This is a genomic window from Kitasatospora sp. NPDC001119 (assembly GCF_053598475.1).
The window spans coordinates 199,969-220,818 of record NZ_JBSFKI010000001.1; the positions used below are offsets into that span (position 1 = coordinate 199,969).

General features: G+C 75.4%; 18 protein-coding genes. 9 read left to right on the forward strand and 9 right to left on the reverse strand.

The features are described from left to right. Positions 1–77: 77 nt before the first annotated feature. The 3 genes from ACWDD9_RS00985 to ACWDD9_RS00995 form a co-directional block, all read right to left on the reverse strand. Positions 78–1,025 carry a hypothetical protein gene (locus ACWDD9_RS00985; RefSeq protein WP_449810470.1) on the reverse strand — a complete coding sequence of 316 codons (948 nt, stop codon included), beginning with the start codon at positions 1,023–1,025 and terminating at the stop codon, positions 78–80. Further along, positions 1,019–1,642 carry a hypothetical protein gene (locus ACWDD9_RS00990; RefSeq protein ID WP_147409328.1) on the reverse strand — a complete coding sequence of 208 codons (624 nt, stop codon included), beginning with the start codon at positions 1,640–1,642 and terminating at the stop codon, positions 1,019–1,021. The genes ACWDD9_RS00985 and ACWDD9_RS00990 overlap by 7 nt, the downstream gene beginning before the upstream one ends. 137 nt (positions 1,643–1,779) lie before the next feature. Then, on the reverse strand, positions 1,780–2,670 hold the full coding sequence (locus ACWDD9_RS00995) for a hypothetical protein (protein WP_049658838.1): 891 nt from the start codon (positions 2,668–2,670) through the stop codon (positions 1,780–1,782). A 117-nt stretch (positions 2,671–2,787) separates the two neighbouring features. On the opposite strand from ACWDD9_RS00995, the gene ACWDD9_RS01000 reads away from it, so the two are divergent. The 3 genes from ACWDD9_RS01000 to ACWDD9_RS01010 all read left to right on the forward strand — a co-directional run bounded on the left by ACWDD9_RS01000 (position 2,788) and on the right by ACWDD9_RS01010 (position 5,430). After that, positions 2,788–3,312 carry a pyridoxamine 5'-phosphate oxidase family protein gene (locus tag ACWDD9_RS01000; RefSeq protein ID WP_449810471.1) on the forward strand — a complete coding sequence of 175 codons (525 nt, stop codon included), beginning with the start codon at positions 2,788–2,790 and terminating at the stop codon, positions 3,310–3,312. A 75-nt stretch (positions 3,313–3,387) separates the two neighbouring features. Next, positions 3,388–3,840 carry a MaoC family dehydratase gene (locus ACWDD9_RS01005; protein WP_380738702.1) on the forward strand — a complete coding sequence of 151 codons (453 nt, stop codon included), beginning with the start codon at positions 3,388–3,390 and terminating at the stop codon, positions 3,838–3,840. Between the two features lie 351 nt (positions 3,841–4,191). Continuing rightward, positions 4,192–5,430 (forward strand): MBL fold metallo-hydrolase, encoded by a 1,239-nt coding sequence (locus tag ACWDD9_RS01010; protein WP_449810599.1) that lies wholly within the window; start codon positions 4,192–4,194, stop codon positions 5,428–5,430. 70 nt (positions 5,431–5,500) lie between these two features. On the opposite strand, the gene ACWDD9_RS01015 is transcribed toward ACWDD9_RS01010, so the two are convergent. Next, on the reverse strand, positions 5,501–8,221 hold the full coding sequence (locus ACWDD9_RS01015) for a DUF7824 domain-containing protein (protein ID WP_449810472.1): 2,721 nt from the start codon (positions 8,219–8,221) through the stop codon (positions 5,501–5,503). Further along, positions 8,218–9,603 carry an SWIM zinc finger family protein gene (locus ACWDD9_RS01020; protein ID WP_449810473.1) on the reverse strand — a complete coding sequence of 462 codons (1,386 nt, stop codon included), beginning with the start codon at positions 9,601–9,603 and terminating at the stop codon, positions 8,218–8,220. The genes ACWDD9_RS01015 and ACWDD9_RS01020 overlap by 4 nt, the downstream gene beginning before the upstream one ends. A gap of 218 nt (positions 9,604–9,821) precedes the next feature. Between ACWDD9_RS01020 and ACWDD9_RS01025 the strand changes: the two genes are divergently transcribed. Together ACWDD9_RS01025 and ACWDD9_RS01030 are read left to right on the forward strand one after the other, a co-directional pair. Beyond that, entirely contained in the window at positions 9,822–10,730 is a 909-nt protein-coding gene (locus ACWDD9_RS01025) for an acyl-CoA thioesterase (protein WP_387969364.1), read from the forward strand. Between the two features lie 112 nt (positions 10,731–10,842). Then, positions 10,843–11,493: a TetR/AcrR family transcriptional regulator gene (locus ACWDD9_RS01030; protein WP_063780393.1), complete on the forward strand. Its 651-nt coding sequence runs from the start codon at positions 10,843–10,845 to the stop codon at positions 11,491–11,493. A 62-nt stretch (positions 11,494–11,555) separates the two neighbouring features. Here the strand turns inward: ACWDD9_RS01030 and ACWDD9_RS01035 are convergent, their stop codons facing one another. Further along, the gene (locus ACWDD9_RS01035) at positions 11,556–12,971 is read right to left on the reverse strand and encodes a sulfite oxidase (protein WP_449810474.1); all 1,416 of its coding nucleotides are present in this window, start codon (positions 12,969–12,971) and stop codon (positions 11,556–11,558) included. Positions 12,972–13,689: 718 nt separating this feature from the next. Between ACWDD9_RS01035 and ACWDD9_RS01040 the strand changes: the two genes are divergently transcribed. From ACWDD9_RS01040 to ACWDD9_RS01050, 3 genes are all read left to right on the forward strand, one after another. Then, positions 13,690–14,121 carry a MerR family transcriptional regulator gene (locus ACWDD9_RS01040; RefSeq protein WP_449810475.1) on the forward strand — a complete coding sequence of 144 codons (432 nt, stop codon included), beginning with the start codon at positions 13,690–13,692 and terminating at the stop codon, positions 14,119–14,121. Positions 14,122–14,255: 134 nt separating this feature from the next. Continuing rightward, positions 14,256–15,887, forward strand: coding sequence for a BCCT family transporter (locus ACWDD9_RS01045; protein WP_049659793.1), 1,632 nt, complete (start codon positions 14,256–14,258; stop codon positions 15,885–15,887). Positions 15,888–16,007: 120 nt separating this feature from the next. Continuing rightward, positions 16,008–16,187, forward strand: a complete 180-nt coding sequence (locus tag ACWDD9_RS01050) for a hypothetical protein (protein WP_449810476.1) — start codon at positions 16,008–16,010, stop codon at positions 16,185–16,187. 115 nt (positions 16,188–16,302) lie between these two features. Here the strand turns inward: ACWDD9_RS01050 and ACWDD9_RS01055 are convergent, their stop codons facing one another. Beyond that, positions 16,303–18,063, reverse strand: coding sequence for a DUF2398 family protein (locus ACWDD9_RS01055; protein ID WP_449810477.1), 1,761 nt, complete (start codon positions 18,061–18,063; stop codon positions 16,303–16,305). A 225-nt stretch (positions 18,064–18,288) separates the two neighbouring features. Here ACWDD9_RS01055 and ACWDD9_RS01060 point away from each other — a divergent pair, with 225 nt between their 5' ends. Next, the gene (locus ACWDD9_RS01060; RefSeq protein ID WP_375873460.1) at positions 18,289–19,008 is read left to right on the forward strand and encodes a lysoplasmalogenase; all 720 of its coding nucleotides are present in this window, start codon (positions 18,289–18,291) and stop codon (positions 19,006–19,008) included. Positions 19,009–19,116: 108 nt separating this feature from the next. Here ACWDD9_RS01060 and ACWDD9_RS01065 read toward each other — a convergent pair whose 3' ends face one another. Further along, positions 19,117–19,740: a hypothetical protein gene (locus ACWDD9_RS01065; protein WP_049654489.1), complete on the reverse strand. Its 624-nt coding sequence runs from the start codon at positions 19,738–19,740 to the stop codon at positions 19,117–19,119. A 210-nt stretch (positions 19,741–19,950) separates the two neighbouring features. Then, positions 19,951–20,793: an exodeoxyribonuclease III gene (locus ACWDD9_RS01070; protein WP_049654497.1), complete on the reverse strand. Its 843-nt coding sequence runs from the start codon at positions 20,791–20,793 to the stop codon at positions 19,951–19,953. Positions 20,794–20,850 lie beyond the last annotated feature (57 nt).

Consider the following 20,850-nt stretch of genomic DNA (forward strand, 5'->3'; position numbering starts at 1 on the left):
GTCTCTGGCTCGTCCGGCTCGTCCGGCCGGTCTGGCTCTTCTAGCTGGTCAGTGCGCGGATCGCCGCGCCGGAGCGCTCAGTTGAGCACCTGCATCTCGGCGACCTTGAGCTCGAAGGGCTTGCTGCTCTGGTTGATGCCCGGAATGGTGAACTTCCGCGGGTTCGGCCCGCCGGTGACCACCACGGCGGCCTCCCAGTGCATCGTCACCGTGGCGCTGAAGACGCCGTTCTTCTCACGGGCCGAGCTGGTCCTGAACTCATAGCCGCAGTCCGGGGACTTCGCGTCGCCGTACGCGGGGACGTACGGCGTGCCGGGCGTGGTGCAGGAGGTCTGGAGGTGGTCGCCGAAGCTCCAGTCCGCCTTCACCAACCGGGGCGTGACGATGACCGAGATGCCCGCGACCGACGCGTTGCCCGGTGCGGGCAGCGCGGCGTCGTCCGCCCAGAGCCAGACCGGGGCGTTGACCACCGCCGTTTTCTGGGGCGCGGCCCGGCCCACCGGGGGCCGGAAGCGGACCCGGTCGTAGGCGGTCTGGATGGCCGTGGCCTCCGCGTTGACGTTCTGCCCGTCCGGCGAGGTGGGCTCGAAGACGACCTCGGCGCCGCCCAGGCCCCCGTCGGTCTGCGGGCAGACCTTCGTGTAGAGCGATCCGTCCTTCGGGTCGTGGCCGCCCCAGGCCGGGTCGCCGGCGGCCGGCGGGTTGTCCAGCGGGCGGAAGTAGCAGCCCTTGTCGCTGCTGAACCAGCCCAACTGGGGGTCGTGGCAGGCCCAGGGGACGTCGTGGTAGCTGCACAGCTGCGGGCCGGTGCCCGAACCGCCGCCACCGCCGGGCTTCGATCCGCCGGGCGTCGTGGTCGTCCCCCCGGAATTGACGTCCACGCAGATCACGTTCGGGTAGCACTGCTCGGCCCCGCCGCTCGGCGGTTCGTCCGCGGTCGCACCCACCGCCGAGGACAGCAGCAACCCGGCCGACATCGACGCGACGACCGAGATTCGCCGGGCCGGTTTCCGCGCGTTCAGCATGTCCGATCCACCTCCCGTTTGAAGTCGTAGATCAACCAATGTGCTTGGAACCAGCGCAGGGAAGCGGTTCCGACGTACCGGTTCAGGCGTGCTCCGGGATCCTTGGCGGCCCCGGTGACGGCATCGACGCGGTGCCAGCCGGACAGGTCGACGCAGTCCTCGATCACGGCGGTCTGCGGATCGGCTTTCAGGTCGACGGTCTTGACCACCGCGGAATTGCGCGGCGTTCCGGTCATCACCACTTTGGCGTCGCGCAGTTGCCGGAGGCTGACCAGGCTGTCGGACAGCGCCCGACCGGAGGAGTACTGCTCCAGTCCGTAACCGTCCGAATCCGACCGTCCGAACACCTCGGCCTGGGCCTGCCACCAGTCCTGATACGCCTTCAGGGCCAGCCGCGCCATGGCCCCTTCCGGACCGCTGGTCGGCGCGATCGAATCGTTTGCCGAACCACTCGAAGGAGTTAGCGGGTTCACTCCCGCGACGGTGGGCGCGGCCGACCCGATGCGATCGACGGAACCGCCCGCACCACCGCCCGCACAAGCACCGAGCAGCAACACCAGAACCGCCCCACCGACCCCAACCGCCCCAGGGCGCAACACATTTCCGCGCTGCCGCATGGCCCCACCTCATTGCGACCGACCTGATCCGTGATCCACGGCCGCCAGGAGAATTCCGCCGTCCCACCGGTGTTTCCGCTGGGGATCGATTCTTCGCCAACCCACCCCATCACGGCAACACCTCAGGCCCCCTGACCTTACGCGGAAGGCGGTTCCGTCGGGGCACTTTCCCGCCACAGAACGGCCAACAGTTCTTCGGAAAGCGACAATCCGGCCAATGCGCCCCGAACCGCGGCCCGATTGCGCATCAGGAGCCGCCCGGCGTGCGGCGGAACGAGCAGGCGCGCGCCAGGCGCACCCGAACTACCGGCCGGTTCCCCGCCGTCCGTCAGCGCGGCCACGGCCGGCTGGAGATCGAGCGGGGAGACGGCCGCGGGGGCACCCGGGACGCCCTCGCGCAGGACGGTGGTCAGGGCCCGGCTGAACGAGCCCTCCCCGCCCGGCAGGACGGCGTCCCGGCCGCGTCTGCCCGGGGCGTAGCGGCTGCCCGGGCTGTAGCGGCCGATCCGGCCCCACAGCGGGACCCGCGAGTAGCTCAGCAGTTCGCCCGCGCCGTCCTCGCCGCGCTCCAGCGCCGCCCAGGCGTCCCGGTCGACCGCCGCGTCGACCAGCAGCAGCGCCTCCTCCTGGTCCCCGTGCACCATCGCGCTGACCACCCAGTCCCAGGCCAGGCCCCGGCGGTAGGCGTTGTCGGCGGTGCTGCCGGCGGTGACCAGGGCGAGCCGGCGGCCCCGCGGATCGGCCACCAGCTGGCCGACCAGGCAGACCAGCAGCCAGCGGCCGGGGTGCAGGGCGGCGTCCCGGACGGCGGTGAGCATCGCGTTGGCGTCCGCGTCCGGCGGCACCGTGGTGACCCGGCAGCCGGCCGCGCCGGTGTCGAAGCACATCCCGGGCAGCACCTCGGCGAGCAGCCGGGCACCGTCCGGCGCGAGCGCCGCACCCCCGAAGGCCCGGTCGGGCCCGCCGTCCGCCCCGATCACCACCAGATCGACCCCGCCCGCCATCCGGCCGTCCCCCTCCTGCACCATTTCTCCACCCGCCGGGCAGGCTACCGCCCCGGACGGCCGCCGACGGGGCTCCCGGCCCGTCCGCTCAGGGACCATGGGCCCTATCGATGCGGGCACCGACCGAGGACGATCGGACGCATGGAGCGTGAGGACCGTGTGGAGACCCTGAGCGAGGCCGAGTGCCTGCGGCTGCTCAGCACCGTGCCCGTCGGGCGCGTGGTGTACACCGAGCACGCGCTGCCGGCCGTCCTGCCGGTCTCCTTCGAGGTCCTGGACGGGCGGCTGGTGCTCGCCGTACGCCGGGGAAGTGCCACCGCGCGCGGGCTGGACGGCACGGTGGTGGCCTTCCAGGCGGATCTGCTGGACCCGGTCACCCGCACCGGGTGGAGCGTACTGGTGCACGGGCGGGCCGACGTGGTGAGCGACCCCGAGCAGGTCAGGCGGGTGCTGCGCTCCGGCCTGCGGCCGTGGGTGGGCGATCCGGAGCCGCTGTTCGTGGCGCTGGTGCCGGAGCTGGTGAGCGGCCGCCGGCTGTTCCCGACCGGACCGGGCGTCCCGGGCGCCCCGGGGCTCCAGACGCGACGGCCGACGGGCGCGGGGCCGACGAGCGCGGGGCCCGTGAGGACCGGCCCCGTGAACACCGGTTTCCCGCTCGGCTCCTGACAGATACCGATGGGTAGGCATACGCTTCCGGCGTCCTGATCCCTCCCCGGGTCCGTCCCCCACCAGGAGCGCACCGTGACGACCTTCGCCTCCCTCGCCGAGCTGACCGCCGCCGTCGGCACCGAGCTGGGCACCAGCCAGTGGCACACCATCGAGCAGCGGCAGATCGACCTGTTCGCCGAGGCGACCGGTGACCACCAGTGGATCCACGTGGACCCGGAGCGGGCCAAGGAGAGCCAGTTCGGCTCGACCATCGCGCACGGCTACCTGACCCAGTCGATGATCCCGGTGCTCGCGAAGGAGTGCTACGCCGTCGAAGGCGTGCGGATGGCGCTGAACTACGGCTCCGACAAGGTGCGCTTCCCCGCGCCGGTGCCGGTGGGCACGGCGGTCCGGGCCACCGCCGAGCTGCTCTCGGCCACCGAGGTGCCGGGCGGGGTCCAGGCGGTGGTGCGGTTCACCGTGACCAGTGAGCGGAGCACCAAGCCGCACTGCGTCGCGGAGACGATCACCCGCTTCTACGCCTGACGGAGGGCGGACCGACGGGCGCTCGGGCCCGCGCTCCACTCGGCGCGGACCCGCGCCGGGCCGAACCCGGGCACCGGCCCGGGCCGCCCTCCCCGGGTACGCCGATTGGACCGCGCGGGGCTCTCCACCAGGTCCGGACGGCCCACGGCGAGTAATCTCCGACGAGATGGTTGTCGTATCGCAGCAGCCCCACCCGCCGCTGTGCTGCGCGCCCCGGCACGCCCGGTAGCCGTGACCGTCCCTGGAGGAGCCGTGCCCCGCCCCGCCCCGTGGTTCTCCCGCCTCGCCGGTCTGACGTCGCAGCTCGCCCCGCCGTCCGCCGGCCCCGCGGCCGAGCGCGCCGCCCCCGGGCTGGCCGGACTGCCCCGGTCCGCCTGGCACCGGATCCGGACCGACGCCTTCGGCGCCGAGCCCCGGGGCGAACGGCTGGCCCGCATCCGCCGCTCCCCGCACTTCGCCGACGGCGCCTTCCGCAACCCGGTGCCGACCCGCCGCCTGGTGTACGAGCGCAGCCCGCTGGAGATCCCCCGGGCCCAGCTGACCGGGGACAAGACCCGCCGGACGCCGACCGCCGCCGTCCCGGTGCACCGGCTGCTCCCTGTCGACCTGGCCGCGCCGCCCCGGTCCGGGCTGCGGCTGACCTGGCTGGGGCACGCCACGGTCCTGGCCGAGATCGACGGACGGCGGGTGCTGCTCGACCCGGTCTGGGGAGAGCGCTGCTCCCCCTTCTCCTGGACCGGCCCCAAGCGGCTGCACCCGGTGCCGCTGCCGCTGTCCGAACTCGGGCCGGTGGACGTGGTCGTGATCTCCCACGACCACTACGACCACCTCGACATGGGCACCGTCCGGGCGCTGATCGGGACCGGCGCGGCGTTCGCCGTCCCGCTCGGGGTCGGGGCGCACCTGGAGCACTGGGGCGTACCGGCCGAGCGGATCGTCGAACTGGACTGGTGGGAGTCGGCCGAGGTCGCCGGGCTGACCCTGACCGCCACGCCGGCCCGCCACTACTGCAGCCGGGGGCCGCGCACCAGCACACTGTTCCTGTGGGCGTCCTGGGTGGTGGCCGGCGGCGGGCGGCGGATCTTCCACAGCGGGGACACCGGCTACTTCCCCGGCTTCGCCGAGATCGGCCGTCGGCTCGGCCCGTTCGACGCGACGATGATGCAGGTCGGCGCGTACAGCGACTTCTGGCCCGAGGTGCACATGACCCCCGAGGAGGGCGTGCGGGCACACCTGGACCTGGGCGGCGAGCTGCTGCTGCCGATCCACTGGTGCACCTTCAACCTCGCGCCGCACCCCTGGGAGGAGCCCGCCGAGCGGGTGGTCACCGCCGCCCAGACGCTCGGCGCCCGACTCGCGGTGCCCCGCCCCGGCAAGCCCTTCGAACCGGCCGCCCCGCCCGCCCTGCGGCTGTGGTGGCGCGCCGTCGCCGCCGGCCCGCACGGCGTCCCGCCGCTGGTCGGCGAGCGGCCGGAGGAGGCGGTGGCCGGCCCGGGGGCGGCCGAAGCCGGGGCAACCGGGGCGGGGGCGGCCGGGGCGCGCGAACAGGCGACGACCTTCAGCGAACAGATTTCAAAATCTGTTCGCTGAAAGCTGTTCGCCGAAAACCGTCGACTGAGAGCTGTCAGCCGCAAGCCGCCACCCGGCCCGCGCCGCCCCCTCAGCCCGCGAGGACGTCCCGCAGCGCCCGGGCTTCCTTGACCACCCGGCCCGAGCCTCCGCGTTCGGCCGCCGCCGTCACCTCGGCGACCGGCCCGCGGGCCCCGGTGCGCCGGGCGCAGTCGGTGGCCAGCGCGATCAGGTCGCCCAGCCCGCGCGCCGACTGGTCGGCCTCGCCCAGCAGGACCGGCAGGGCCGCCCCGAGCACCGACCAGACCGTCGCCCGGGCGCCGGTCTCCGCCGCCGTGGTGAGCGCCGCCCCCAGCCGGCCGGCCATCACCGTGCCGCAGGCCACCAGGGCGCCGAGCTCGCGGCCGAGCAACGCGCCGTCCAGGTCGCCGCGCGCGGCGAGCACCAGCAGGGCGTCCACCGCCGCCGTCCGGTCCTCGGCGTGCCGGGAGCCCAGGCCGTACGCCAGCGCGAGGTGCAGCGCGAGCCCGGCCGGGCCGCCGGCCTCGGCGAGCAGCGGGAGGTAGCGGGCGGCGCCGCGCTCGTCCTGGTCTGCGCCCCCGGCGAAGGGGTCGAGCCAGCGCGCGGCCAACTCCTCCCGGTGCCAGGGGAGCATCGCGAACCAGTGCGCGACGGGCCGCCACGTCCAGCCGTACACCGTGCGGGCCCGGGCGACGCTGGGCTCAGTGCCGTCCAGCAGGGCCCGCGGCTCGGCCGGGAGCCGCTCGCCGCCCGGCCCCTTCGGTCCGGCGCCGATGCCCGGCTGGGCGACGGCGATCCGCTCGACCTCCTCCCACCAGCGGTCCCCGTGCACGTTGGTGTGCCGCACCCCCTTGCCGGGCGCGAACACCACCCGCTCGGAGGGCTGCCCGGGCAGGCCGCCGGTGCGCAGCCAGTGCGCCAGCCACCGCCCGGCCGGGGAGGTGAGCGCCTCGGCGGCCTTCAGCACCGCCTCCTGGGCCCGCACGTCGACCCGCAGCAGGGCCTGGGACAGGTCGGCCTTCCCCGGTTTGACGCCCGCCGCCTCGTACCCGGCGAGCCGCTCGACCAGTTCGGCCGCGTCCAGTGCGCCGGTGGCGTCGGTCGGGGTGGCGAGCAGGTACGGCAGCCCGGCGTGGTGGACCTGCCAGGCGGCCTCCTCCAGGCGGGCGGCGAGGACGGCCCCGGGCACGGTGGTGTGCGCTCCGCGCAGCACGGAGCGGCCCTTGCGGCCGAGGTAGTCCCAGACCTTCCACGGCGGCGTCTCCCCGGCCACCGCGGCCACCACGTAGAGGATCTCCCGGGGCGTGCAGTCGCCCACGCTGTTGGTGCCGCGCCACGGGTGCACCCGGCGGACCGGCTCCACCGCCTCGGCCAGCGCCTTCCGGTCCAGGCGGGTGAGCCGGACCAGCCCGTCCAGCACCCGCTCGAAGTCCGCCACGGCGGGCTCCTGCGAGGCGAGCAGGGCGGACAGCTCCTCCGCGAGTTCCACCGCCGAGCCGATCGGGGCGCCGAGCGGGCGCGGTTCGGGGGCCGGCGGGAGGAAGGCGTTCCACCCGGTGTCCGGGTCGTCCCCGTCGCCGCCGACCGGCGCGCCGAGCAGGTCGCCCGCGCGCAGGTGGTGGGCCGGGTTCAGCCCCTCGGCGGCGGTCCGCAGCTCCGCCACCACCGCCTCCCCCGCCGCCTTCAGGTGCCGGGCCACCACGTTCAGCGCCCGTTCCTGGAGGGCCGCGTCGGGGTGCCCGAAGGCCTCGGCCGCGGCCAGCACCACCGGGCCGGAGCGCCCGGGCGCGCGCCGGGCGGCCTTGTCCAGCCAGGCCAGCTGGGCGCGGACCAGCTTCTTCTCGGTCCGGAACAGCACCACCGCCGAGGCCTCGGCGAGCACCTCGGGCTCGATCAGGCCGGCCTCGTCCAGCCCGGCGAGCACCTCCTGGGCGTGCCCGGCGAGCACCGACTGGCCGTCCAGCAGCGCCACCAGGTCGCGCACCCGGGCCGCGTACTCGGCCGGTGTCGGGCCGAGCGCCCGCAGCACCTCCAGGAGGGCCCGCTGGTCGGCCGGCTTGCCGCCGCGCAGCAGCCGGGCCAGGCAGCGGTCGAGCAGCTCGGCCCGGTCGACCAGGCCGGCCGCGGCCAGTTCGCCGATCGCCTCGGTCCAGACGTCGCCGGGGCGCGGGCTGTGCCGGTGCGTCAGCTGCCAGCCGACGTCCGCGAGTTCGAGCAGCTCGGGCAGCAGCACCGGGGTGAAGTCGTCCTGGCGCAGCTTCTCGGCCAGCGTCGGACGCGCGCCGCGGCTGCCGAAGTCGCTCACGCGGTCCGTCCAGCCCCGGACGAAGGTCTCGCCGCGCGGCACCTCGCAGCCGGTGCGCCGGACCACGGCCTCCATCACCGGGTACATCGACCAGCCCTGGTTGCGCACCGGCCGGACGGCGAGCCGGGCGACCACCTCGACCTGCCACTCCACCGGCTGCGCCTCGACGACCTGGTGCAGCACGGAGTTCCGGGCCCAGTCGCGGACGCCGAAGTCGCTGCCGGCCAGCCAGGTGGCGGCGGCGGCCGGGCCGGCGTGGCAGCCGGCCCCGGCCACCAGCAGGCGTCCCCTGGTCTCGGTCGCCTCCCGGGACCACTCCTGGCGCAGCTCCTTGCGCAGCGCCTTGAGGGCGGTCAGGGCGGCCCGCCGCTGGGCCGCGTCCAGCCCGGCCAGCAGCTCCGGTATCCGTGCCAGCCGCCCGGACCGGACGGTCGTCAGCAGTTCGCCGACCGGCCCCTGCCGGTCGGCCCCCTCCACCGTGCTCACGCTCCGGCCCCCTTCGTCCCCGCCGCCCCGGCGGCCGTCTCCCGTACCATCCCGACCGCGAGCGCGTGCTTGCACGGCCCGCGTCCGCCCCGGTACTTGCCCCACCACAGGCAGGTGCAGCTCAGCCGCCCCGACTCGTCCGTCCGCACCCGCTGGATGTGCTCGTCCACCGTGACGACGGCCGTCGCCCCGCCCTCCTCCAGCCGTACGGCGCCGGCCTCGACCAGTGCCCGGGCGGCCCGCAGCCGGGGGTTGGCCGCCTCGGCCCGCCCGGCGTCGTACGGGAGCTGCCGGTGGAAGTACGCGGCCTCGGCGGTGTCGTAGCCGATCTGCCCGGCGGTGCCCAGCCGGGTGAGCGCGGCGCGGACCCGCTCGGAGCTCAGCCCGGACTGGGCGGCGAGGTCCCCGACCTCGATCCGGGGCTCCCAGGCGAGCAGCACCGCGATCAGCTCGGCGTCCCGTTCGGCCGTGCCGGTGGCGAGCGCGTCGAGCACCCCGCCCTCGCCGGAGAAGCCCCGGGCGGCGTTGGGCGACAGCGTCAGGGTCAGCCGCATGCCGGGCAGCACCGCCTCCCAGGCGGAGGCGGTCGGCTCCCCGGCCGCGACCGGCCCGTAGACCCGCAGGGCGAGCGCGTGCCGCAGCACCCGCTGGAGCGCCACCAGCCGGTCGGGCCCGGGCAGGCAGACCGCGCCGGGCACCGGCCGGGTGGTCGGCCGCAGCGTCTTCCCGGCCGGGACGACCCAGCCGACGCCGGCCCGCCCGCCGCGCGGCAGCGAGCGCAGGAACCGCACCGCCTCGGCGGCGGGCAGCTCGGCGCGCGGTTCGAAACCGGCGGCGACCACCTGGGTCTCGGCGAAGCCGCGCAGCCAGCGCTCCGGCAGCGGCACCTTCTTCTCGACCAGCGAGCCGTCGAAGGTGGTGACCTCCAGCGCGTCCGGCCCGACCGCGAGGTGCAGCGGGTCGGCCGGGCCGATCCTGGTCAGCGCCTCGCGCAGCGGGTTGTTGACGTCCACGTTGGTGGTGCCGTGGCCGATCTCGTCCCCGTCGAGCCCGGCCCCGAGCACATCGAGCCGGGCGTAGACGCCGCAGCAGCCCGAGAAGGACTCGAAGCGCAGCCGGTCCCCGTTGGCGGTGACCACCGGGTCGAGCGAGGCACGCAGCCGCGGCTGGTAGTAGCGCGCGGCGGCGACGTCCGCGACCGCGAGCAGCGCGGCGGCGGCCGGCGCCGGATCGGCCAGGAAGCCCGCGAAGAAGCGCGGGTTGGCGGCGGCGCCGAGCGGGGTGGCGCCGCCGGAGGTGGCCAGGTCGAGGTGCCGGCCGTCGGCGCCGTCCAGGACGGCCGACGGGCGCAGATAGGCGTACGCGTGTGCGGATTGCGTCATGCCGAGCACGCTAGGTGAGGGCACTGACAATCCGTCGGGACGACCGCGGGGCGGCCTCGGGGCGGCCTCGCGAGGGCGCCGGGAGGGCCTCGACCCGGCCGGGCGCGGGGCCAGAGCCGGGGATCGGACTGGAACGTGTTCTATGTCATCACACGAGCCCGCGGGCGGCGTTACCCAGGTCACACCACCACACGGTTGGCTTCTGCCACTATGGCCTCGTGACCGACCTCACCGAACCGCACGTCCGGGCCGAACGGCGCGCCGTGCCGGCCGCCCCGTTCGCCGAGCTGCTGGAGATCGAGCGGCTGGACGAGAACACGTTCCGGGGCTGCTGCCATGCCGGCGCCCCGATGCGCGCCTTCGGCGGCCATGTCGCCGCGCAGGCGCTCGTCGCCGCCGGGCGCACCTGCGAGGACGAGCGCCCGGTGCACTCGCTGCACGGCTACTTCCTGCTGCCGGGCACCCCGGGCCACCCGATCGACTACCTGGTCGAGCGGGTCCGCGAGGGCCTGTCGTACACCACCCGCCGGGTGACGGCGCTCCAGCGGGGGAACGAGATCTTCACCCTCTCGGTCTCCTTCAAGCACCCCGAGCCGGCCGCCGACCGCCAGCGCCGGATCCCGCCGCTGCCGCACCCGGAGTCGCTGCCGAACGCCGTCGCCCTCCTGCCCGAGGAGGTCCGCCGGGGCTTCGCCGCGTCCGGCGGCTTCCGCGACCTCGACCTGCGGTTCGTCCCGGCGGACACCCCGGGTCTGCCGCCGGCCGTCCCCGGGCTGCTCCAGCAGTTCGTCTGGATGCGCACCGCCTCCCCGCTGCCGGACGGCGACCCGCTGCTGCACGCCGGCGCGCTCACCTACCTGTCCGACCTCACCCTGGCCTCCACCGTCGGGCTGGACGTGCAGTCGAACTTCTTCCAGCGCACCGAGCCGCCCCGGCTGCTGATGGCCTCGCTGGACCACGCGATGTGGTTCCACCGCCCCTTCCGGGCCGACGAGTGGCTGCTGTTCGCCCAGCGCAGCCCGTCCTCCTCGGACGGCCGGGGCCTGGCGCTCGGCGAGTTCTACGACCTGGACGGCCGGCTGGTCGCCTCCGCCGTCCAGGAGGCGCTGGTCCGCGACCCGTCGTGACGCCCGAGGGCCCCCTCGTCACACCTCCGGCACCCCGGTGACCGCCGGACGAACGGAAGGGGGCCGGACGGCGTCATACTCCTGAGCGGCCCCGGCCCGTATCATGGTGCGGGTGACCAAGGTTGACCTGTCACCACGGCCGGTGGAGGCGATGTCTCCGCGTCAGCTCGAACGCCGCGAAAGCCTGATCGCGGCCGCGCTCGCCCTGGTGAACGAGATCGGCGTCGAGCGTATGCAGATGAAACAAGTCTGCGAGCGGTCCGGAGTCGCCCTGGGGACGGCGTACCGCTACTTCTCCTCCAAGGACCACCTCCTGGCTGCGGCGATCGCCGAATGGCACCGCCTGCTGCTGGCCGACCTGGTGGCCGAGCTGCGCGGACCGAGGGCCGGGCTCGGGGCCACCGACCGGGCCGTCCGGTTCGTCCGGGGCGGGATGCGGGCCTACCAGCGGCAGCCCGAACTCGCCCGGCTACGGGTGGCCGTGGCCGCCTCCACCGACCCCTTCGCCAGCGAGGCCCTACAGGGCATGGCCCGGGCCGACAGCACCGCCCTGCAAGCGGTGACGGCCGAGGTGCCGGCCGCCGCGAGCGACCTGGTGCGGCACATCGTGGCCCACGCCTGGCAGGGCGAGCTGACCGCCTGGGTGACCGGCCGCACCACCCTCGGGGACGCCCGGCGGCGCCTGGAGGACGTGGTGCGGCTGGTGCTGACCCCGTACGAGACGCGCTACCCGGCCCCGTACGAGGTCCAGTCCACCGGCTGAGCCGCGCCGCGCCACGAGCCCCGCCGTCGGGGCTCCTGGCGCGGCGCGGACCGGCGCTCGGCTCAGACCACCGTCACCGGGTGGGCCACCACGGCACCGAACAGGTAGCCCTCCCGGTTGAACAGCGCCCGCTCGGGCTGGGTGTTCCCCCGGCGGTCCGTCGCGCGGGCGCGCAGCTCGTACGGGCCGGGCCGCCCGGGGCGCCAGTCGAGGCTCCAGCGCGTCCAGCCGTCGGCCCGCGGCTCGTCGCGCAGCTCGGCGCGCCGCCAGGTCCGGCCGCCGTCCGTGCTGACCTCGACCCGGCGCACCGCCGCCACGCCGGACCACGAGCGCCCGTGCAGCCGGTGCTCGCGGTCCGCCGCCAGCCGCGCGCCCGCGGCCAGCTCGAAGGCGCTCTTGACCACCTGGACGGTGAGCGGGTCGCCCCCGCCGGGCGGGTAGTCCGGGCCGAACATCCGGTAGAAGTCGGTGTTCCACGGCGAGTACAGCGGGTGGTCGGCGACCTCCACGCTGCCCACCCACTTGATCGAGGCGATGCCCACCCAGCCGGGCACCACCAGCCGGGCCGGGGCGCCGTGGTCCGGGGTCAGCGGCTCGCCGTTCATCTCGTACGCGAGCAGCACGTCGTCCAGCGCCTTGGCGATCGGCAGCGGGCGGCGCACCGGGCCGTAGTTGGTGCCGCCGGCGACGAAGTCCGGGTCCAGGCCGGTGGGCAGCACGTCCACCGCCGCCCCGGTCAGCCCGGCGGCCCGCAGCACCTCGGCCAGCCGGACGCCCCGCCAGCTCGCCGAGCCGACGCCGCCGAGCGTCCACGGCGTGCCCGGGACGGGCTGGCCCTGCTGGCCGGAGTAGTAGCTGCGGCCGTTGCCGGCGCACTCGATCAACGCGCTGATCCGGGTGGACGGCAGCTCCCGCAGGTCGTCCAGGCCGAACTCGACCGGGCGCCCGGCCGTCGGGGCGCCGCGCAGGCCGCTGCCGAAGAGCCTGAGGCTCCAGGTGTCCGGGTCGATCAGCGGGGTGCTGGTGTGGTTGCGGACGAAGAACCGCTCCACCGGCACGTGGCGGCCGATAGCGGCGCCGCCGTCGGCGCCGCGGAAGGTGTCCCAGCGCGTCTCCGCGTTGGTGCCGTGCGGCACGAACCACTCGGCGGGCAGCGGTTTGACGATCCCGGGCACGGGCCCGGACGAGGCCCCGGACACCGCCCCGGACACCGCCCCGGGTGCCCCCTCGGCGGCCGCCCGGCCCGCGGTGACCAGGGGCGCGGCCGGGACCGGCGCGGCGAGCGCCCCGGCGGCGGAGGCCGCCCGCAGCAGCGTCCGGCGGTCCACGCCGTCGGCACGCGCGCCGTCCCGGGCGGCCCGCGTCGGCTCGGCCCGCCTCCGGTCGGCCCTGCTCCGATCGGTCTGCCTCCGGTCGGCGGGCGTCGGATCGGCCGGCGTCGGGGCTGCTTCGTTCGGGGTGCGGACCTCGTCGTCCATGAACGGCGTTCCTTCCGTTTCAGCGTGGTCGGTTTCGGCGCCGCGCGCGACCGCGGCCGCCGCCGGGGCCCGCGGGCCGTCCTGGACGGGCTTCCGCTCCCCGGTCTGACCTACTCACCGGTGTGGACTCCTACCGTTCCCATTGTGTCGGCGAAACCCCGCCCCGCAGCGGAGCACCCCATGTCAGCCACCCCGCCCGCCCGGATCGTCCGGGTCCCGGCCCGGAACCGCCGCTCGCCCACGGGGCCGGGGCCGGCGCCCGGACACCTTCGATCTGGCCGGATACCCGCTCGGCGCCGCCGTCGCCGTCCGGATCGCCACCCGCCGCCCCGGGCGGGTCCGCTCGCCGCCACTGTTCGCCGGCGTGGCCGGGGCCCGGCCCGGTTGCGGACGCTCTCCGAGCTGTTCATCGACCTGGCCGACCGGCCGGACGAGCTCGCCCCGCTGCGGGAACATCCCAAGTCCCTGGTACCGGACGGCTTCCGGCAGCGGTTCCGGCCCGCCGCCCGGACCGACGTCCGCGCCGAACCGGCCGCGACAGCCGTCCCCGCCCTGGTCGCCGGCCGGGCTGATCCCCGGCACACGCCTGGCCGAACTCCCCTGCGGGCACCAGCCGGTGGCCGGGGCGCCGCCCGAACTGCGCGACGTACTGCCGGAGTTCCTCACGAGCCGAGCCCCCCGGGGGAACACCCCGGCAGGCGGCGGCGTTCGCCCGGTCATGCGCATCGGAGAACTCGCCCGCCTGACCGGGGTGTCCACCCGCCTGCTCCGCTACTACGAGGAACAGGGCCTGCTCCGGCCGGACCGCACGGCGGCCGGCTACCGCGAGTACGGCGAGGAGGACACCGTCCGGGTGTGGCAGATCCGCAGCCTGCTTTCAGCCGGTCTGAGCACCCGGGTGATCGCCGAGCTGCTGCCCTGCGCCACCGGTCCGGTCCCCGTCCTGGAGGCCTGCCCGGAGCTGCTCGCCATCCTGCGCGGCGAACTCGCCGACCTGGACTCCCGGATCGAGGACCTCAGCCGCAGCCGCCGGGCGCTCTCCCACTACCTCGCCACCGCGCGCGACTCCGGGCCCGACCGCGGACGGCAGCACGGGCCCGGGCACCGGCACGACGACGGGCACGACTACGGCGAGGAGCAGGCGGCCTGACGGGACGTAGGTCCCGACCCCGCGCTTCCCCGGCGCGCCGTCCCTCCGCTCACGGAGCGGACTGGACATAGTGCGACATACAGCTTGAATCCGAGCGTGCCGACGCGCGCCGAGTATGTCGAGGGGTCCATCCGATGAGCAGCCAGCCGCCCCAGTCCGACCAGCCCGTGGAGGAGCCCGACGAACCCGCCGCGACCCTTCCGGCCGACCGGGCGGTGTTCGGCATCGGCGCCGTCCTGGTCCTGGCGGTGGTCGCCTGGGGCGTCTTCGCCGAGGACTCGCTCGGCCGCACCTCCGACACCGCGCTCGGCTGGGTGCTGCACAACTTCGGCTGGCTGTTCGTGGTGGCCGCCGACGTCTTCCTGGCGCTCAGCGTGCTGCTCGCGTTCAGCCGCTTCGGCCGGATCCGGCTCGGCCGCGACGACGACGAGCCCGAGTTCTCCACCCTCGCCTGGATCGCCATGATGTTCAGCGCCGGGATGGGCATCGGCCTGATGTTCTACGGCGTCGGCGAGCCGCTCCAGCTCTTCGCCACCCCGCAGCCGGGCTCCGGCCTGGAGCCGCAGAGCGCGGCCGCCGCCCAGCAGGCCCTGGAGTTCTCGCTCTTCCACTGGACCCTGCACCCGTGGGCGATCTACGCGGTCGGCGGCCTGGCCCTCGCCTACACCACCTTCCGCAAGGGCCGGGGCAACCGGGTCTCCGCCGCCTTCGTCCCGCTGATCGGCCAGCGCGGCGCGGACGGCTGGGCCGGGCGGACGATCGACCTGCTGGCCGTGTTCGCCACCGTCTTCGGCTCCGCGACCAGCCTCGGCCTCGGCGCGCTCCAGGTCGCCGACGGGCTCGGCTACATCACCTCCGTCCGCAACACCCAGAACGCCCAGCTGATCATCATCGGCTCGCTGACCGCCGCGTTCGTGGTCTCCGCGTTCTCCGGGGTGCACAAGGGCGTGAAGTGGCTCTCCACCGCGAACGTCGTGCTGGCCTCGCTGATCATGGTCTTCGTCTTCGTGGTCGGCCCGACGGTGTTCGCCCTGGACGCGATCCCCTCCTCGGTCGGCGGCTACCTCTCCGACCTGCTCGGGATGTCCACCCAGACCGGCGCCTTCACCGACGAGAGCTGGCTCGGCTCCTGGACGATCTTCTACTGGGCCTGGTGGCTCTCCTGGGCGCCCTTCGTCGGCACCTTCATCGCGCGGATCTCGCGCGGCCGCACCATCCGGCAGTTCCTGCTCGGCGTGCTGCTGGTGCCCAGCGGGGCGACGGTCATCTGGTTCTGCGTGATGGGCGGCACCGCGATCCGGCTGTCCACCACCGGCGCGGCCGACCTGGTCGCGACCATCCCGCAGGGCCCGGAGGCCTCGCTGTTCGAGATGCTGCGCGCGCTGCCGCTCGGCTCGGTGACCAGCGTGGTCGCGGTGCTGCTGGTGATGACCTTCTTCATCACCAGCGCCGACTCGGCCTCGCTGGTGCTGGGCTCGCTCTCCAGCCGGGGCTCGCTGCACCCGCGCACCTGGCTGGTGGTGGTCTGGGGCGTGCTGATGGGCGGGGTCGCGGCGGCCCTGCTGCTGGCCGGCGGGCTCACCGCGCTCCAGAACGCGACGATCCTGGTCGCGCTGCCGTTCGTGGTCGTGATGCTGCTGCTGTGCGTCTCGCTGGTGAAGGAGCTCCGCGAGGACCCGGCCGCCGCCCCCGCCCGCTTCCACCCTCCGCACGGCCTGCGGGACGCCGTCCGGGAGGTCGTCGGCGAGTCGGGCACACGCCGCTGACCTGCGCGTACGCCCTGCCCGGTGACGGGTGGGGCGTACGCGGCCAACCGACGCCCAACCCCCGTCCGGACTTCACCCGCACGTACCGACCGTTCACGCCGCCCTGGAAACCTCCCTGTCATGAACGCCAACCCTCAGGCGCCCTACCAGGAACCGCGCTTCCCCCTGCCCCAACGGCACCGCCGGCTGCTCGCCGTCACCGCCGTACTCACCTCCATCGCCCTCGGCACCCTGGGCGTCGGCGCCACCGTGGAAACCGTCGAACACGGCCCCCTCGCGAGCGCCTCCGCCAGCAAGTAGCCCCTGCTCCACCCAGCACCGCGGTCCCGTTCCGGGCCCGGTGCTTCTTGCTTTCCGCTCCCCGGCGGCGGAGCCGGGGCGGCACGGTGGGCGCCGCCGCCACGGCGGCGGTCCGCTACGCCGGCTGTCCGGGGCGGGAGTGGCGGCCGGTGCCGGGGGTGGGGTGGAGGTCGGGGGCCGGGGCGTAGCGCGCGGCCGGGGGGCGCAGGCGCCAGGCCGGGGGGCGGGTGGGATGGGGGGTGGGGGTGATCAGGGCGAGGCGGTGGAGCACGTCGAGGGCGTCCCGCCGCAGGGCGGTGCGGTCGGCGAGGTAGCGGGCGGGGAGGCCGAACTCGTCCGCGATGTCGCCGAGGACGCCGTCTATCAGCGCGTCCGGGATCGGGACGTCGCCGGCCACCGGCTCGTCGGGCAGCGGGCGGACCTCCTCGACCAGGCGCTCGACCAGCAGCAGGGCGGCCTGGGTGAGGGTGCCCCCGCCGGGGAGGGCGAGGTCGGTGAGTTCGGCGGCCGGGTCGAGCAGCGCGACGCCCTCGGCCCGCAGTTCGGCCTCCAGTCCGAGGAACTCGGCGAGCGCCGCCGGTCCGCTGAGCCGGTGCTCGTCCAGCCAGGCGCGGTGGTCCTCGGGGAGGTCGGTAGCCAGGACGGCGGGCGTCTCGGCGAGCAGGCGGCGGACGGCGGTGGCGGGCTCGGCCTCGGCGGCGCGGCGGATCAGGTCGGCGGCGTCGTCGGCGAGGGCGGGCGGGCCGGCCGGGACGGCCCGGGCGAGTTCGCGGTCCACGGTCAGCACGAAGGAGTCGTCGGCCTGGCCCTCGGCCGGCAGCTCGCCGAGCACCTGCCAGCCGGCCAGCGCGGCCAGCGCCATGGCGAGGTCGGTCGGTTCGGCGGTGAGTTCGGGGGCGGCGGCGTTCATCGCGTCGAGCAGCCGCCGGTAGCCGAGCTCCTCCGGGGCGTCGACCAACAGGGCGAGCGCGAGGGCGAGTTGGGCGTACCCGGCCGGGGTGAACGGAGTGCCGGTGACGGGGTGTTCGAGGCGGCGCGCGGCGCCGGGGCCCAGGCCTGCCTTGCAGAGCCGGGCGTGCCAGGGGCCGACCACGAGGCGGTAGCCGAGCAGGGTGTCGAAGCGCTCGGCGAGCCAGTCGCGGTGACGGCGGATCAGCGGGAAGCCGTCGGCGTGCGGGCCGGAGGCGGTGACCAGCGGGTGGGCGAGCAACAGCCGGGCGGCGATCCGGCGTTCGGCCGCCGGGAGCTCCTCGCCGGAACGATCCTGCGCCACGACGGTGGGCGGTGCCACCCGCGTGCGTTCGGGCCTGCGGTGCCGGCCCGGCCGGCCCGTCTTGGCACCCGACCGGACGACGGGCAGGGCGGCGTCGTCGCGCCGGGCGCGGCGCAGTCCGCCCTCGGTGCGGTCCTCGCGGGGGCGTACGGGCGTGGCCAAGTGCGCGGTGGGGCCGTGCCACCAGCTGACGCCGGGATCGGCGGCGGGCTCGGCCGCGGTGCCGAGGTGGCGGGCGGGGTAGAGGCCGAAGGAGGCGGTGCAGAGGTCGTCGGCGGTGCCGGGGGTGGCGGCGGCGAACCAGTGGGCCAGGCGCAGCAGCCCCGGGTCGGGCGAGAGCGTCGTGTCGACGGCCGGAGCGGCCGACGCCTGCGGGCCGTCAGCACCGCTCCCCATGGCCGCCCCCGGCGTCCTGTCAGCGGGACCGGAGGGGCGGCCCGCGTCGGAACCGGAGGCACCACCGTCGTCGGGACCAGCCTCGGGACCGGCTTCGCGTACGGCGAGGACGGCGGCGGCGGTTCCCCGCCCTGCCCCGCCCGTGCGTCCGTCCGGCCTGCCGGCGGCCACCCGGGTGGCGCCGACCGCGTAGTCCTGCTGATCCATGTCGGGGTCCAGACTAGACGGTGCCCGGGCCACCCGACCGCAGCAACCGCCCTCCTGAGGAACTCTCCGCAAGAGCCCTCGAAGCGGCCGCCCGCGCTCCGCTCACCGGCCACCCCGTCATCCGCCGCACCCCGCCCGGGTTACGCACCGGTAACCGACCCTTCCACCGCCGGTCCAGCTCCTCTAGGGTCGGTCCGAAGCAGCGGATCACCGAGAGGCGCACGCATGACCCTCCGTACCACCACCCGCGTCGGCCTCGGGGCGCGCCTGCGCTCGGCCACCGGCCTGCTGGGCGGCTTCGCGGCCACCTCGGCGGCGCACCTGGGCGCGATCGCCTCCGGCGCCTCGGTGCTCCAGAACGCCACCAAGCCGGCCCTGATGCCGCTGCTGGCCGCGCACAGCGTGGCGGCGGCCGCGAAGGCCGGGCGGGAGGCGCCGAAGCTGCTGGCGCCGGCGCTGCTGCTGAGCGCGGGCGGCGACGTGCTGCTCCAGCTGAAGAACGACCCCGCGTTCCTCGCGGGCATGGGCTCGTTCGCGGCGGCGCACGTCTGCTACGTGACGATGTTCGTCCAGCGCGGCGCGCTCACCGACCGCCGCCGGGCCCTGGTGGTCGCGGCCGCGTACGCGACGGCCTGGGTGGCCCTGGTCGGGCAGCTCTGGCCGGACCTCGGGGACCTGCGCGTCCCGGTGGCCGGCTACAGCCTGCTGCTCGCGTCGACGGCCGTCACCTCGGCCGGGCTGGGCTGGCGGACCGGGCTGGGCGGGGCGCTGTTCCTGCTCTCCGACACGCTGATCGCCACCCAGCTGGCGAAGTGGCGGGAGCTGCCGGGCCATCAGTTCTGGATCATGGCGACCTATGTGCTGGCCCAGTACCTGCTGGCCGACGGCACCCTCCGCCACCAGGACCGGCTGCACCGCGAGGACGCCGAACCGCGGACCGCCTGACGCACCGGCGCTCCGGAGAACCGGCACGCCGTCCCGACACGCCGCCGCGCCGCCGATCCCGTCGGGATCCAGCGGCGCGGCGCAGGGGCGCAGTGGGGCGCGAGGCCTTCAGGCACCGCGCCTCCGCAGCAGCCAGAAGCCGCCGACACCGCCCGCGACCAGCGCGAGGCCGCCGGCCAGCTCCCCCGGGTTCGCCGCGACCGAACCGCCGAGGCCGGTCTGCACGGCGCCGTGCGGGGCGACCTGCTGGTTGCCGGCGCCGGACTGCCCGAGCGAACCGGCCCACTCCCCCGCGGCCTCGCCCCACTCGCCGAGACCCGGGTTCTTCTGGGGGTTCTTGTCGCCGCCCTTGTCACCGCCCCTGTCGGGCACGGCCACGGTGGTGACCGTGACGCTGGTGGCGAAGGCCCCGCCGTCCGGGCAGGTGCCGTCGACCTTGCTGTCCCCGGCGTGCTGGCCGGCCAGCCGGGCGGAGCCGCTGTGCTTGCCGTCGGGGCCCAGGGTGAGGGTCGCCGGGCCTCCCTCGAAGGCGGCGGAGCGGGCGGTGATGGTCTTGGCGTCGGGCTTGTCCGACTTCTCGCAGGAGACCGTGACCGTCACGGTCTGGCCCGGTGCGGCCTGGGACGGGCTGACCGACGCGGAACCGTCCCTGGCGGATGCGAGGGGGGCCGTCAGGCCGGTCAGCGCCGTCGCGCCGATCAGGGCGGCGGCGGCCGTACGCATGGGGCGCATACCGGAACCTCCGGGATTCTCGGGCGCAGCCGGGGACTCCCATGTCCACGTGGTCGAGCAACTGCACCCGGTCATTCACCGACGGTAGGGACGCGCCCCACGCTCGGCCAGCGCTCACGACCGTTCGGGTTACGACCCGTGACCCGTCGTGACACCCTCGGCGGGGCTCACCCGTGGCGCTCACCCGGAGTGGCGCTCACGCGGGGCGGCTCAGAGGTCGAGGTCCACCACGACCGGCGCGTGGTCCGAGGTGCCCTTGCCCTTGCGGGCCTCGCGGTCCACGTAGCTGTCGGTGACGGCCTCGACGAAGGGCTTGTTGGCGTAGGTGAGGTCGATCCGCATGCCCCGGTTCTTGGGGAAGGCCAGCTGGCGGTAGTCCCAGTAGGTGTACGGGTGGTCGTACTTGAGCGGGCGGGGCAGCACGTCCTGGAGGCCGATCCCGTCGAGGGCCGCCAGTGCGGCGCGCTCGACCGGGGTGACGTGGGTGAGGCCCTCGAAGGCGGCGGCGTCGAAGACGTCGTCGTCGGTCGGGGCGATGTTGAAGTCCCCGAGGACGGCGAACGGGCGGGGGCCGGCGGCGTCCTCGGTGGCGGCCTTGCGCAGCGCCTCCAGCCACTCCAGCTTGTACTGGTAGTGCGCGTGGCCGACCTCGCGGCCGTTCGGCACGTAGACCGACCAGACCCGGACCGGGCCGCAGGTGGCGGCGATGGCGCGCGGCTCGACCTCGGGCAGCAGGGCGCCGTCGGCGAAGTAGCCGGGCTGGTCGGGGAGGCCGCGCACGACGTCGTCCAGGCCGATCCGGGAGACGATCGCGACGCCGTTCCAGCGGCCGTTGCCGTGCGCGGCCGTCTCGTAGCCGAGCTCGCGGACCGCCTCGTACGGGAAGGCGTCGGCCGCGCACTTGAGCTCCTGGAGGCAGAGCACGTCGGGCTTGGCGCTCTCCAGCCACTCCAGGAGCTTGGGCAGCCGCGCGGTGACGGAGTTGATGTTCCAGGTGGCGATGCGGACGGTCACGGCGGGCGGCCTTCCCGGTGGTTCGGTGCGGACGGACATGCAGTCGGGCATACGGACGGGGTGGGCCGCCCCTCGTGCGGGAGGCCCACCCCGAAC

Excerpts from the sequence above, each read along its gene's own strand:
- ACWDD9_RS01020 (WP_449810473.1), bottom strand. The coding sequence starts at position 9,603 with ATGACGCAATCCGCACACGCGTACGCCTATCTGCGCCCGTCGGCCGTC.
- ACWDD9_RS00995 (WP_049658838.1), bottom strand. The coding sequence starts at position 2,670 with ATGGTGCAGGAGGGGGACGGCCGGATGGCGGGCGGGGTCGATCTGGTG.
- ACWDD9_RS01035 (WP_449810474.1), bottom strand. The coding sequence starts at position 12,971 with ATGGACGACGAGGTCCGCACCCCGAACGAAGCAGCCCCGACGCCGGCC.
- ACWDD9_RS01070 (WP_049654497.1), bottom strand. The coding sequence starts at position 20,793 with ATGTCCGTCCGCACCGAACCACCGGGAAGGCCGCCCGCCGTGACCGTC.
- ACWDD9_RS00990 (WP_147409328.1), bottom strand. The coding sequence starts at position 1,642 with ATGCGGCAGCGCGGAAATGTGTTGCGCCCTGGGGCGGTTGGGGTCGGT.
- ACWDD9_RS01055 (WP_449810477.1), bottom strand. The coding sequence starts at position 18,063 with ATGGATCAGCAGGACTACGCGGTCGGCGCCACCCGGGTGGCCGCCGGC.
- ACWDD9_RS01045 (WP_049659793.1), top strand. The coding sequence starts at position 14,256 with ATGAGCAGCCAGCCGCCCCAGTCCGACCAGCCCGTGGAGGAGCCCGAC.
- ACWDD9_RS01065 (WP_049654489.1), bottom strand. The coding sequence starts at position 19,740 with ATGCGCCCCATGCGTACGGCCGCCGCCGCCCTGATCGGCGCGACGGCG.
- ACWDD9_RS01050 (WP_449810476.1), top strand. The coding sequence starts at position 16,008 with ATGAACGCCAACCCTCAGGCGCCCTACCAGGAACCGCGCTTCCCCCTG.
- ACWDD9_RS01040 (WP_449810475.1), top strand. The coding sequence starts at position 13,690 with ATGCGCATCGGAGAACTCGCCCGCCTGACCGGGGTGTCCACCCGCCTG.
- ACWDD9_RS01060 (WP_375873460.1), top strand. The coding sequence starts at position 18,289 with ATGACCCTCCGTACCACCACCCGCGTCGGCCTCGGGGCGCGCCTGCGC.
- ACWDD9_RS01000 (WP_449810471.1), top strand. The coding sequence starts at position 2,788 with ATGGAGCGTGAGGACCGTGTGGAGACCCTGAGCGAGGCCGAGTGCCTG.
- ACWDD9_RS00985 (WP_449810470.1), bottom strand. The coding sequence starts at position 1,025 with ATGCTGAACGCGCGGAAACCGGCCCGGCGAATCTCGGTCGTCGCGTCG.